This window comes from Streptosporangium sp. OZ121, from assembly GCF_051918885.1.
In the GTDB taxonomy this organism is placed as follows: Bacteria; Actinomycetota; Actinomycetes; order Streptosporangiales; family Streptosporangiaceae; genus Streptosporangium.
In genome coordinates this window covers 43,939-56,725 of record NZ_JBPXMC010000031.1, presented here as the reverse complement: position 1 = coordinate 56,725, position 12,787 = coordinate 43,939, and the positions used below count along the sequence as shown (strand labels likewise).

The following is a 12,787-nucleotide window of genomic DNA, read 5'->3' as shown; positions in this document are numbered from 1 at the left end:
CGTCAGCAGGCGCAGGCGATGCCGGAGACCGGCGCGGTCAGGGCGTCGACGGGACGGCGGGACACACCCTCGGCGGTCTCGACGGGGAAGCCCTCCCTGGCCCAGTACTCGAAGCCGCCGAGCATCTCCTTGACCGGGTAACCGAGTCCGGCGAACTCCAGCGCGGCCCGGGTGGCGCCGTTGCACCCCGGCCCCCAGCAGTAGGTCACCACGGTCACCCCCGCGGGGACGACCGAGCGGGCGCGGGCGGCGATCAGCGCGGTGGGCAGGTGGACGGCTCCCTGGACGTGGCCCTGGTCCCAGCTCTCCTGACTCCGGGAGTCGACGACGACGATGTCACCGACCTCGGCGGCCAGGTCGGCGGCGACGTCGGACACGTCGGTCTCGAACGCCAGCCTGGCGGCGAAGTGCGCCAGCGCGTCGGCGTTCCCCGCTGCGGGTGTCGCGGTGACGGCGGAGGAGGAACGAGCGGTGACAGACATGCATGACCTTTCGGGTAAGGGGGCGAGGACTGCGGCGGGGCGACGGTGCCGCCATCATGTCCGGGCCGGGCGATGGTGCCGGTCGGGATGCCCGGCACGAGCGACAGGACCGGCACGATGCCCGGCACGGGCAATGGTGCCGGTCGCGATGCCAGTGCCGACAGTGGCACGAATGCCGCTTATCGCTAATATCTCGCCATGTTCGTCCCATCGCCGGTGCCCCGCGCCACGCACCGCACCGTCTCCGTGCTCGCCTTCGACGGCATGTCTCCCTTCGAGCTGGGCTGCGTGGTCGAGATCTTCGGCATCGCCCGCCCCGAGTTGGAGGTCCCCTGGTACGACCTGTCGGTCTGTGCCGAGAGCCGCACCGATCTGCGGGTCACGGGCGGGTTCACGATGCGGGTGGAGCACGGCCTCGACATGCTGGCGGCCGCGGACACGGTGATCGTGCCCGGGGTGGCGGACGTCCGCGGCGAGGTGTCCCACGAGGTGGTCGCGGCACTGCGGAGGGCCCGCGACCGGGGGTCGCGGATCGTGTCCATCTGCTCGGGAGCGTTCGCGCTGGCCGCCGCGGGACTGCTGGACGGCAGGGAGGCGACGACCCACTGGAAGTACGCCGACCTGCTCCAGCGAAGGTTCCCGCGGGTCAAAGTCGATCCGGACGTGCTCTACGTGGACGGCGCGGACGTGCTGACCAGCGCGGGCAGCGCGGCGGGGCTGGACCTGCTGATCCATCTGGTGCGCAAGGACTACGGGCCGGGCGTGGCCAACGAGGTCGCGCGAAGACTCGTCATCCCCCCGCACCGGGATGGGGGGCAGGCTCAGTTCATCCAGGCCGCGGTCACCCCGGTGGAGGACGGTGTCGCCATGGCGGCCGCGATGACCTGGGCGCTGGAGCACCTCGCCGAACCCATCACTATCGCCGCCCTCGCCGAGGCCGCGCACATGTCCCGGCGTACGTTCATCAGGCACTTCGGGCGGCAGACCGGAACGAGCCCGCTGCGATGGGTGATCTCCCAGCGGGTCACGGCCAGCCTGGCGATGTTGGAGTCCACCTCCGTCTCGGTGGAGGAGATCGCGTCCGCGGTGGGCTTCGACAGCGCGGCGACCTTTCGTCACCATTTCACCCGGACGATGCGCACCTCCCCCTCCGCCTATCGGCGGGCCTTCCGCGCCTCGGCAGCACCGTCCGGCCAGGTGAGCCCGCATGGAGCCGGGCACCGAACCAGGGCGCCGGATCCGGCCACGGAACTTTAGCGCGAAACAATTCCTTAGCGTAATTTACCCTTTATCTCACCGTAGTTCGCTTATCCGACTAATCAGGATAAGGGCACCATTAATATTTTATACAGAGACCCAAATCTGCGGAACGCAAAGAAACGCGCACCCTCCATCAAGCTTCCATTCTGGATTCGAACCGCACTTCTCCCGCCTACCCCCCGGACACTCCAAGAATGGCCGCACAGCGTTTTCTCTCAATAGGAGGGGAGAGACAACGCACGTGTCTACTTTCATGAAACGGACCCTTGCGGGCGGCGCGCTCGCCGGGGCCGTCCTTCTTTTGCACTCCCCTGTCCCAGTTTCAGCCGATTCGCAACTTCAGATATCGGCGCTGGCTCGTCCCGACGGAATCCAACCCACTGGAAGCGTGCAGGGCGACCCCTGCCCCGTGTTGCTCTCCAGCATTTGCACGAACTTCATCGCCCTGCCCACTGTGATCCGTAGCAGGGACGTCGTAACCACCGGAACGATCATCCATGGCGGGGTGCGCCCGACCGCGAGCGATGCGATTTACATCCCGCTGTGCAGGTGGCTGGGTCTGCCCATCTTCCTTTGCCGGATCCCTGACGGAATTCAGGGCCCAGCTGGTCCCGCAGGTCCCAGGGGCCTGACGGGTCCCCGAGGTCCCGCAGGCGCAGACGGCGCTGACGGCGCACCCGGACCCGAGGGACCCGCAGGACCTGAAGGACCAGCAGGACCGGCAGGCGCCGACGGCGCACCCGGGGCCGATGGCGCACCCGGACCCGAGGGACCCGCAGGACCCGAAGGGCCCGCAGGACCTGAAGGACCCGCAGGACCCGAAGGACCAGCAGGACCCGAAGGACCCGCAGGACCGGCAGGCGCCGACGGCGCACCCGGGGCCGATGGCGCACCCGGACCCGAGGGACCCGCAGGACCTGAGGGCCCAGCAGGACCCGAAGGGCCCGCAGGACCTGAAGGACCCGCAGGACCGGCAGGCGCCGACGGCGCACCCGGGGCCGATGGCGCACCCGGACCCGAGGGACCCGCAGGACCTGAGGGCCCAGCAGGACCCGAAGGGCCCGCAGGACCTGAAGGACCCGCAGGACCGGCAGGCGCCGACGGCGCACCCGGGGCCGATGGCGCACCCGGACCCGAGGGACCCGCAGGACCCGAAGGGCCCGCAGGACCCGCAGGACCAGCAGGACCCGAAGGACCCGCAGGACCGGCAGGCGCCGACGGCGCACCCGGACCCGAGGGACCCGCAGGACCCGCAGGCATCGACGGCGCACCCGGACCAGAAGGACCCGCAGGACCTGAAGGCCCAGCAGGACCCGAAGGGCCCGCAGGACCTGAAGGACCCGCAGGACCCGCAGGCGCCGACGGCGCACCCGGACCCGAGGGACCCGCAGGACCCGCAGGCATCGACGGCGCACCCGGACCAGAAGGACCCGCAGGACCTGAAGGCCCAGCAGGACCCGAAGGGCCCGCAGGACCTGAAGGACCCGCAGGACCCGCAGGCGCCGACGGCGCACCCGGACCCGAGGGACCCGCAGGACCCGCAGGCATCGACGGCGCACCCGGACCAGAAGGACCCGCAGGACCTGAAGGCCCAGCAGGACCCGCAGGACCCGCAGGCGCCGACGGCGCACCCGGACCCGAGGGACCCGCAGGACCCGCAGGCATCGACGGCGCACCCGGACCCGAGGGACCCGCAGGACCCGCAGGCGCCGACGGCGCACCCGGACCTGAAGGACCCGCAGGACCCGCAGGACCCGCAGGCGCCGACGGCGCACCCGGACCCGAGGGACCCGCAGGACCTGAAGGCCCAGCTGGACCTGAGGGACCCGCAGGACCCGCAGGACCCGCAGGACCTGAAGGACCCGCAGGACCTCAGGGCCCGGTCGGACCGCAGGGTCCCATCGGACCGCAAGGTCCTAGTGGAGGGACGACAACCGCTACCCAGGTTGTCGGTTACCCGGTCGTCTCCGCCCATATTGTCAGGGCGCCGATTGTCAGCGCCCCGCTCGTCTGGGCCGCTCACACGGGTATCTGCACGCCTGTGAGGGTCTGCTGAGGTTTTCCAGGGGCCTCGTGGAAACAGGTCGATTGACGTGCCCCGGCCCGGCGGTTTACTCCGAAGGTCCATAGGGCCGGGAAAGTAAAAACTCGGGAACGGCCGTGCGGTACAGGTGGCCGTCAACTGAAACACGGAGAGGTGCGGGGCATTACGCCCCGCACCTCTTCGCCTGTCCGAGGCTCTCTGTCCGAGGCTCTCTGTCCGAGGCTCTCTGTCCGAGGCTCTCTGTCCGAAATTTTCTAATACGGATTTCACGACCACGCGGGCCGCCCCCCGCGTTCACCGGCCCGCGAAACGGTGGAACCGAACAGCCGGACGCGCGCCGCTCCGTCCATACCTCCGTCTACGCCGGTCACGCAACATGACCCCTGGACAACAGGCAGTTTTCCTACATGATTAGTTGGGTACCGGTTCCGGCTACGAGTTCAGGAGTTCACCGTGGCGCTTATCCAGCCTGACCCCACCTTCTACCCGTCGGCCCGCGAGGCCATGGCGGCCCCGAAGGAGGAGCTCGCCTACGTCGCGTTGCTCGCCACGAGCGGTGACGACCGGCCCGACGGGCTCGCCACCATCGACCTGTCGAACGGGTCGATCGCCGACGTGCACGACATGTCCGTCCCCGGCGACGAGCTCCACCACTTCGGCTGGAACGTGTGCAGCGCGGCCCTGTGCCCGTACGCGCCGCATCCGCACGTGGAGCGGCGCTACCTGGTCCTTCCCGGCCTGAGGTCCAGCAGGATCTACATTTTCGACGTCAAGGACGATCCCTGGTCCCCCAAGCTCGTCAAGACGATCGAGCCAGAGACGATCTTCGAGAAGACCGGATACAGCCGCCCGCACACCGTCCACTGCGGCACCGACGCCATCTACGTCAGCGCGCTCGGCAACGTGGACGGCGACGCGCCCGGCGGTGTGTTCACGCTCGACCACGACACCTTCGAGCCCAAGGGCCGCTGGGAGGCCGACCGGGGTTCGCAGCGGCTGCACTACGACTTCTGGTGGCACCTCGGGCACGACACGATGATCACCAGCGAGTGGGGAACGCCCAACCAGATCGAGCCGGGGCCCTCGCTGGAGCTTCTGGTCGGCCGGCAGTACGGCCACAGGCTGCACGTCTGGGACCTGGCCAAGCGCAGGCACCTTCAGGAGATCGACCTGGGCGACCAGCACCAGATGGCCCTGGAGCTCCGGCCCGCCCACGACCCGACCAAGACCTACGGCTTCGTCAACAGCGTGATCAACGTCGAGGACCTGTCGGCCAACATCTTCACCTGGTACCTGGAGAACGGCGTCTGGAAGGCCCGCAAGACGATCACGATCCCGGCCGAGCCCGCCGACCCCGACCTGCTGCCCGAGCCTCTCAAGCAGTTCGGCGCGGTACCACCGCTGGTCAGCGACATCTCGCTGACCCTCGACGACCGGATCCTGCTCGTCTCCGCCTGGGGCACCGGCGAGCTCAAGGCGTACGACGTCTCCGACCCGTTCGCGCCGCGCGAGACCGGCTCGGTCCGGATCGGCGGGATCGCCGGGCGCGGCGCTCACCCGGCAGCTCCGGACCTGGCGCTGAACGGGGGGCCGCAGATGGTCGAGGCCAGCAGGGACGGACGACGCGTCTATTTCACCAACTCGCTCTACCGCTCCTGGGACGACGTCTTCTACCCCGACGGCATCTCGGGCTGGATGGCGAAGGTGGACGTCGCCGACGACGGTTCGATCGCCCTCGATCCAGATTTCTTCGTCGACTTCGCCTCCGACGGCCGGCGCGCGCACCAGGTCCGCCTGCAGGGCGGCGACTCCTCCTCCGACTCCTACTGCTTCCCGTGACCCCGGCCGAGGGCCCGCCGGCCACCGCCGCCTTCCCACTCTCCGCGAGGCGTGCCCGATGGATCTGATGCCCCTGCTCATCCTGGCCGGGCTCGGCGCCTTCCACGGCCTGAACCCGGCCATGGGCTGGCTCTTCGCGGTCGCGCTCGGACTGCAGGAGCGCTCGCGCGACGGGGTGCTGCGCGCGCTGCCGCCCATCGTGCTCGGCCACGCGGGCTCGGTGCTGGCCACGCTCGGGCTGGTGTCAGTGGCCCGGCTGGCCGCCCCGCCCAAAGCGGTCTCGTACGGCGTGGCGGCCGTGGTGTGCGGGTTCGGCCTCTGGCGGCTGCTGAGGCGACGCCATCCCCGCTGGGTCGGCATGAAGGTGACGAAGTGGCAGCTGGCCGGATGGTCGTTCCTGATGGCCACCGCCCACGGGGCCGGGCTGATGGTGCTCCCGGTCACCCTGCACGGCGGGCACGGCGGGCACGGCGGACATGGGGGCCACGGTGGCCACGAAGGGCACGACGCCGCCGCGCTGGCCTCGCAGAGCCTGCTGGCGACCGGGGTGCACACGATGGCCATGCTGGTGACGACCACCGTGCTGGCCCTGGTCGTCTACGAGCGGCTGGGCGTGGCGGTGCTCCGCAAGGCGTGGTTCAACCTCGATCTCGCCTGGGCCGTCGCCCTCATCGGCGCGGGCGCCTTCGCCGCGCTCACCTGATGCCGCCCGTCGGGCGAACCGAACGCCGCGCGAACCGGGTGAACCGCCCGTCGGCGGCGTACGTCTCAGGAGCATGCGCCGACTGTTACCCGCACTGCTGGCCGTCGCCGCCCTCTCGGCGTGCGCCATGACCGAATCCAGCGCGATCACCGCGAAAGGGGTGAAACGGGAGGTTCCGAAGGACCCCCCGGTCGCGGAGACCGTACGCGGTCTGACCTCCTTCGGGCACGCCCTGTTCGCCGCGACCGCGAAACCCGGGGCCAACGCCGTCCTGTCGCCCCTGAGCATCGGTTACGCCTTCGGTCTGGCGAGGGCGGGTGCCGCCGGAGACACGGCCACCGAACTCGACGCGGTCTTCGGCTTCCCCTCCGAGGGGCCGCACACCTCTCTCAACGCGCTCACCCGGCAGATCGTCACGACCGACGACCCGCCTCCCCGCACCGAGCCGGACGCGGAACGGGACGCCCAGGAGCGCACCCCCGAGCCGCCGACCGTGGGCATCGCCAACGAGTTGTTCACCCAGGAGGGACTGAGCGTCAAGCCCGAGTTCCTCCGTACGCTCGCGGCGCAGTACGGCACGGGCGTGCGCCAGGTGGACTTCGCCGGGAACGCCACCGAGGTCATCAACGCCTGGGCCGAGGAACGGACGGCCGGGCGGATCAGGAAGGTGTTCGACGACCTGCCCGCGAGGACCAAGCTGGTCATCGCCAACGCCGTCTACCTCAAGGCTGACTGGACGACGCCGTTCACCGACCCGCCGGAGGAGGGCGCCACCTTCACCCGCGCGGACGGTACGACGACACGCACGGCCCTGATGCGCCGCGAAGGTTTCCTCCCCTACGCGGCGGGGTCCGGCTGGCAGGCCGTGGAGCTGCACTACGCCGGAGACGAGCTGGCCATGTGGGTCCTCGTGCCGCGAGCGGGCGGCTCCCCCGCCGACCTGCTCTCCCCCGCCGTGATGGCGGAGGTGGCCGCCGGGCTCGCGGAGCGGCCGGTGCGGCTCGCCATGCCCCGATGGGACTTCTCCACGAGCCTGGACCTGGCCGAACCGCTCGCGAAACTGGGGCTGCGGGGGACCGACTACTCGGGGATCACCGACGGGGCCTTCCTCGACCAGGCGGTCCATCGCGCCAACATCGCCGTGGACGAGTGGGGTACCGAGGCCGCCGCCGTCACCGGCCTCGCGTTCGCCGTGTCGGGCCCGCCCCCGCCGGAGGCCGAGGTCCGCGCCGACCACCCGTTCGCCTTCGCGATCGTCCACCGGCCGACGCTGACCCCGCTGTTCATCGGCCAGGTCGGCGACCCGTCCGCGAGAAACTGAGCCGGCCCGGCGAGAGATGACCGCGAAAACCCGAACCCCGGCGAGAGGTGACCGCGAAGACCCGGCCGCCCGGCGGAGGCCGCGAAGACCCGGCTCCGGCGGGCTCAGCCGGAGAGGGTGAGCAGGCCGTTGTCCACCACGGCCCGGCCGAAGGTGCGCGCGAGCTCGGCCAGGCGAGCCAGCTCGTCGTCGGAGAGCGCGGCGTACGCGGGCAGCGCCAGCTCGTCGGTGCGGTCCTCGATCCGCTGCCTGAGCGCCGCGCCCTCCTCGGTGAGCCCGTCACCGGCCAGCAGGCCGCGCCCGCGCAGCCCCTCCTCGGCCGCGGTCCACTCCTCCTCGGGCCAGTCGCGGCTGAACTTGAGGAACACCGTGGGGACGTGCCCGGTCGCGGCGTGCAGGACCAGCGCGTCCAGCGGGCCGACGCCCTCGGTGAGCAGCGTCGCGACGTGCCCGTCACCCCGGAACTCGCGAAGCAGCGTCTGAGCGTGCCAGAGCCGCAGGAGCGGCTCCGAGGGCCAGGGCAGCGCGGCGTGCGCGGCGAACAGCGGGCGCCCCTGGAGGTGCTCGCATGCCCTCTCCGCGGCGCGGACGGCGAGTTCCGTCGTCTCGGCGAGGGTGTCGATCTCGTGGACACCGGCCCGGCGCAGGGCTGCTCCGGCGGCTTCGAGACGGGCCGCGAGCAGCTTCTCCGGCGTCGTGACCTGCCACGCGGCGGGAAGCGCGCGCCGTACGAGGGCGGGGTGGAAGTTGTAGAAGGTCGCGATGACCAGCTCGGCGGAGGCGGTGCCGAAGGCCGCGGCGCGGGAGGCGAAGTAACCCGCCCGGCTGTCGAGCCCGAGCGCGGCGTAGCGCTCGGTGGCCTCGGGCACGAAGTAGATCATTCCGTGGACGGGCTCCAGGCGGCGCCAGGATTGACGGGCCAGCTGGACGTCGGTCATCACGCCTCCGGGGAGTGAACGGAACGGCCGGCGGCCGGGGTCTCCGGCCTCGCGCCGGACGAAGCCGATGTCCCCTTCGAACCGACCAGTTGGTATCTGAAAACCTATTCCTACCCGCAAGTAGCCGTCAACGACTACATCTGGCCGCGCTCGCGGCCGACGTCGCCCAGAGTCGCGGGGAGACGCGAAACGCCCGTGGAGGAGCGGTAGGACCCGGCACCCGTGCCGGGCGCGCACCGGCGAAACGGGAACCCCGGAAACGGGGAACGCTCCGGCGCAAGCCGGAAGCTGCCTGAGAGCGCGCTCACCACAGCACACTCACAAGCAACGGTTGCGGCTGACACGGTGTCAGCCCCTATACCTAAAAGCACCATGTTCAGTATCGGAGAGTTCTCCCAGCTCGGCCAGGTGTCGGTGCGCATGTTGCGCCACTACGACGCGATCGGCCTGCTCCGGCCCGCCCATGTCGACCCGGCCAGCGGACACCGCTTCTACCGGGCCGACCAGCTGTCACGGCTCAACCGCGTCATCGCCCTGAAGGACCTCGGTCTCACCCTGCGCCAGATCGGTTCGATCCTGGACGAGCGGGTCGACGCCGCGGAGCTGTACGGGATGCTGCGGCTGCGTCGCGCCGAGCTGGAGGAACGGATCGCGGCGGACACGGCCCGGCTCGTCCGGGTGGAAGTACGGCTCACGACGATCACCAAGGAAGGTCACATGCACCCCGAAGAGGTTCTTCTCAAGTCGATCCCCTCGACGCGCGTGGCGGAGCTCACCGCCGTCGCGGCCAGCTACGACGGCGAGGACATCGGCCCCGTCATCCAGCCGCTCTTCGCCGACCTGTGCCGGCGCGTCGACGCCGCCGGGGTGAAGGTCACCGGATACGGCATCGCCCGCTACGAGGCCGAGGCCGACGGCCGGGTGACCGTGCACGCCGGGCTGGAGGTCGCCGCGGAGACGAGCGACGAGTACGACTTCGCGGTCGTGGACCTGCCGGAGGTCGAGCAGGCCGCCACGATCATCCACCGCGGCCCGATGGAGCAGGTGGGGCCGACGTTCCAGACGCTGGCCCACTGGATCGACGAGCACGGCTACCGCGGTGTCGGGCTGGCCAGGGAGGTCTCCATCGACTGTCCCGAGGGCGACCACGACAACTGGGTGACCGAACTGCAGATGACGGTCACGCGGGCGTGACGGCCAGGCGGGCGGCGACGCCACGGGCCGCGTCCACACGAACGCGGTCGCCGCGGCGACCAGGGACAACGAACGCTCTCGCCGCGGCGACCACGGACGACGAACGCGGGGGCGGCCGCCACCCGCGGACGACGTGACGACGTCACGCGTCCGTGGTGACCAGGTCGCCGAGGCGGCGGACGTTCTGCTGGAGCCTGCGCCTGAGCATGCGTTCGAGCATGGGAGCGCGCAGGCGCAGCAGACCGGGGAGCTTGAGCCGGAACCACACGGTCACCCGGCACCGGTCGTCACTCAGGGGCACGACCGACCTGCCGCCCTCGACGTCTATCCCCGAGGTCCCCAGCCAGAAGAACTCCCTGCCGGGCACCACCGAGGTCACCAGGCCGCTGATGTAGAAGCCGCGTCCGGCGAAACGCATGGTCTCGTCGGTGGTGGTCCCCGGGACGACGAGACCCGGCGGGTCGGGCGCCATCGTGGTCACACCCGCACGCCACCGGGGATCCTGGCCGAAGTCGGCGACGATCCGCCATATCTCGGCCGCGGGACGGTCTATGTCGATCGACGCCCTCAACTCGATCACAGGCCGTACACGATCCCTGTCAGCCGCTCGGACGCCGCCCGCGGGCGGGCCTGGACGGCGGGCACCTGGGCGGTCTCCGGACCGGGACCGGTGCCGGCACCGAGGGCGGACACGACCCGCCGCGACCGGCCGGGAACGTCGGCCTCGGTCCAGCGGTCACCGGCCATCGACCTGTTCTTTCCCATCAAGCGAAATTAGTCGACAAACCATATCCAATCCACATTTGTCATGAATGTTAACTAAAAGGGGTTTTCGGGGTCGGCCCGGCGGCCGTGCCCGCACCCGGCGTACCGGCCGTGCGCGGTGACCCGCGATCACGGCCGGTCAGAGCCGGCGGGCCGGGATCACGCCTGGTCGGAGTCGGTGGAGTCGGGAACGCGGATGGTGATGCCGCCGGGCACGACCTTGGCCTTGAGTTCGGTGACGGTGCCCTTGGCGCCGCCGTCCAGTTCGTAGGTCATGGGGGTGGCGAACGTGGCGCTCACCTTGCGCGCCCGGGACATCCGGACGAACGGCGACTCGTCGGACCGCCCCACGCTCATCCGGCCGAGCACGCGTGCCCACTGGATCGGCCCCTCGGCGGTGGTCACGCCGATCTCCAGCCATCCGTCGTCGGGGCGCGCGTCGTCGAACGCCTCGATGCCGCCGGTGATGGTGCCGACGTTGCCCAGCAGCAGGCAGCTCGCCTCGCCCTCGAACCACGTCACACCGTCGATCTTGACCTCCATCTGCACGAGCTCCCCCCGGACGTGGCGCAGCCCCGTCCAGACGTACGCCACGCGCCCCAGGCGGTCCTTCAGCCCGCGGTCGGCGTCCTCGATCATCGCCGCGTCGAATCCGACCCCGGCCATGACGGCGAAGTGCTCCCCGTTGACCTTGCCGAGGTCCAGCTTCCGGCTCTCGCCATGGAAGGCGATGTGCACGGCCTTGGGCAGATCCTCGGGAATGCCCAGATTCTGCGCGAAGAGGTTCGCCGTCCCCGCAGGAAGGATGCCGACCGTGACACCGGAGCCCGCGAGCGTGTCCACGCAGCGCTGCACCATGCCGTCGCCACCCCATACCAGAACCAGGTCCGCCCCCTCCTCCAGCGCCTTCTTCGCCTTCTTCGGCGCCTTTTTGCTCTTGGGCACCTCGTACCAGAGCAGCTTGCCGACCCCCTCGTCGGCGAGGAGCCTGCGCAGCTCGTCCAGCCCTCCGCCGAACGTCTTCTTCTGGTGGGCGATCACCGCGACCGTGCCGACCTTCTGATTCCGGGGCAGCATCTGACCTCCTGTAACACCACGTCGGATACGTCGAACAGCACCGCGTCGGATACCTCGACGGCTGCCCTCACCCCGGGGCGGCAAACGTCGCCCCCTCGCTCCGGGAACGGGTGCCCGCACCGCGCACGCCCAGTTCGCGCCCCGTTTCCTCCGTTCGCCGAGCGCTCCCCCAGTTCGGCCAATCGGTGAGGAACAGATCCCAGGAGTCACTATCGTCACACCTATGGAGCAACTGGCGTTCGCCTCGACCACCCTGGTCAACTTCAAGGACGGGACCTACCGCTGGGTGGATGTGAAGCACTTCCGCCTCGCCACCCCGCAGGACGACGAACCGCTGCTCACCGCGCTGCTCTCCCACCAGCTGTACCGGGACGACTACCTGGGCTCCGACTCCTGGAAGGACGGCGGGCCGGTGCACGGCCCCTACCGCCTCGACGCGCTCTCCGCCGCCTCGTTCGAGGAGATCGACCAGGAGTCCGCCTGCGCCACGATCCGCACCTGGGCAGGCAGGTACGCCGACCTCCCCGAGACGATCGCCCACGACCTGGAGGCCGAGGTCTACCCGCTGATCCGCGCGGCCACCTCTCGCTACCGCCTCCGCGACCTCGACGAGACGGCCCGCGACGACGACCTGGGATGGATTCTCGGCGAGTTCCACGAACTCGTCATGATCGACCGGAACGAGGACTCCCTGACCGTCATCGTCGCCTCCGACGACTGACCCGGCCCCAGGGCGGTGGATCCTGCCCACCGCTCCGCCCTGTACCGGCAGGATCACCGTCCGGCCGGATCGCTCCAGACGGAGGAGGCGCCTGCTGGCGGTTCTGTCACCCGTGAGATACGCACGGCCAATGCGCTGGATTCACGGTCGAAGAGACCATGCCGGGCTCACGGGCCAGGAATCGCAAGGTTCCGGAACCGCCCAGCCGACGAGGCAGCCCTCTGAGCGAAGCGAAGCGGGGGGCGTGGGGGCGAAGCCCTCACCACGGGGGGCCCGGGGGGTCGCCCCCCGTGTGAACGACGAAGGGGCCCGCGGGAAGCAGGCTATGCCTGCGAACAGCGGACCCCAGTCACCGAAGTGGAGCTATGGGGATTCGAACCCCAGACCTCCTCCATGCCATGGAGGCGCGCTACCAGCTGCGCCATAGCCCCTTGCGATGCAGA

At 70.3% G+C, this 12,787-nt stretch carries 12 protein-coding genes and 1 tRNA gene; 7 read left to right on the top strand and 6 right to left on the bottom strand.

All coding sequences use genetic code 11. The annotated features are described in order from the left end of the window. Nucleotides 1–2 precede the first annotated feature (2 nt). Complete coding sequence (locus ACTOQ1_RS35900) at nucleotides 3–482, bottom strand: rhodanese-like domain-containing protein (RefSeq protein WP_440072427.1); 480 nt, start codon at nucleotides 480–482, stop codon at nucleotides 3–5. Nucleotides 483–680: 198 nt separating this feature from the next. Here ACTOQ1_RS35900 and ACTOQ1_RS35895 point away from each other — a divergent pair, with 198 nt between their 5' ends. From ACTOQ1_RS35895 to ACTOQ1_RS35875, 5 genes are all read left to right on the top strand, one after another. Next, a complete protein-coding gene (locus ACTOQ1_RS35895; protein WP_440072426.1) occupies nucleotides 681–1,739 on the top strand; it encodes a helix-turn-helix domain-containing protein in 1,059 nt (352 codons plus the stop codon). 752 nt (nucleotides 1,740–2,491) lie between these two features. Further along, nucleotides 2,492–3,787, top strand: coding sequence for a hypothetical protein (locus ACTOQ1_RS35890; RefSeq protein ID WP_440072425.1), 1,296 nt, complete (start codon nucleotides 2,492–2,494; stop codon nucleotides 3,785–3,787). Nucleotides 3,788–4,239: 452 nt separating this feature from the next. Beyond that, nucleotides 4,240–5,625 carry a selenium-binding protein SBP56-related protein gene (locus ACTOQ1_RS35885; RefSeq protein ID WP_440072424.1) on the top strand — a complete coding sequence of 462 codons (1,386 nt, stop codon included), beginning with the start codon at nucleotides 4,240–4,242 and terminating at the stop codon, nucleotides 5,623–5,625. Nucleotides 5,626–5,683: 58 nt separating this feature from the next. After that, a complete protein-coding gene (locus ACTOQ1_RS35880) occupies nucleotides 5,684–6,328 on the top strand; it encodes a hypothetical protein (protein WP_440072423.1) in 645 nt (214 codons plus the stop codon). A 73-nt stretch (nucleotides 6,329–6,401) separates the two neighbouring features. Next, on the top strand, nucleotides 6,402–7,649 hold the full coding sequence (locus tag ACTOQ1_RS35875) for a serpin family protein (RefSeq protein ID WP_440072422.1): 1,248 nt from the start codon (nucleotides 6,402–6,404) through the stop codon (nucleotides 7,647–7,649). Nucleotides 7,650–7,753: 104 nt separating this feature from the next. Here the strand turns inward: ACTOQ1_RS35875 and ACTOQ1_RS35870 are convergent, their stop codons facing one another. Then, the gene (locus ACTOQ1_RS35870) at nucleotides 7,754–8,587 is read right to left on the bottom strand and encodes an SCO6745 family protein (RefSeq protein ID WP_440072421.1); all 834 of its coding nucleotides are present in this window, start codon (nucleotides 8,585–8,587) and stop codon (nucleotides 7,754–7,756) included. Nucleotides 8,588–8,959: 372 nt separating this feature from the next. On the opposite strand from ACTOQ1_RS35870, the gene ACTOQ1_RS35865 reads away from it, so the two are divergent. Beyond that, nucleotides 8,960–9,781 carry a MerR family transcriptional regulator gene (locus ACTOQ1_RS35865; protein WP_440072420.1) on the top strand — a complete coding sequence of 274 codons (822 nt, stop codon included), beginning with the start codon at nucleotides 8,960–8,962 and terminating at the stop codon, nucleotides 9,779–9,781. 142 nt (nucleotides 9,782–9,923) lie between these two features. Here ACTOQ1_RS35865 and ACTOQ1_RS35860 read toward each other — a convergent pair whose 3' ends face one another. From ACTOQ1_RS35860 to ACTOQ1_RS35850, 3 genes are all read right to left on the bottom strand, one after another. Then, complete coding sequence (locus tag ACTOQ1_RS35860) at nucleotides 9,924–10,361, bottom strand: SRPBCC family protein (RefSeq protein WP_440072419.1); 438 nt, start codon at nucleotides 10,359–10,361, stop codon at nucleotides 9,924–9,926. Beyond that, complete coding sequence (locus ACTOQ1_RS35855; protein ID WP_440072418.1) at nucleotides 10,358–10,546, bottom strand: hypothetical protein; 189 nt, start codon at nucleotides 10,544–10,546, stop codon at nucleotides 10,358–10,360. Before ACTOQ1_RS35855 ends, ACTOQ1_RS35860 begins: the two co-directional genes overlap by 4 nt. Nucleotides 10,547–10,705: 159 nt before the next feature. Then, complete coding sequence (locus ACTOQ1_RS35850) at nucleotides 10,706–11,623, bottom strand: diacylglycerol/lipid kinase family protein (RefSeq protein WP_440072417.1); 918 nt, start codon at nucleotides 11,621–11,623, stop codon at nucleotides 10,706–10,708. Nucleotides 11,624–11,846: 223 nt separating this feature from the next. On the opposite strand from ACTOQ1_RS35850, the gene ACTOQ1_RS35845 reads away from it, so the two are divergent. Beyond that, nucleotides 11,847–12,344, top strand: a complete 498-nt coding sequence (locus ACTOQ1_RS35845; RefSeq protein WP_440072416.1) for a hypothetical protein — start codon at nucleotides 11,847–11,849, stop codon at nucleotides 12,342–12,344. A 358-nt stretch (nucleotides 12,345–12,702) separates the two neighbouring features. Here the strand turns inward: ACTOQ1_RS35845 and ACTOQ1_RS35840 are convergent. Further along, nucleotides 12,703–12,775, bottom strand: a tRNA-Ala gene (locus ACTOQ1_RS35840). Nucleotides 12,776–12,787 lie beyond the last annotated feature (12 nt).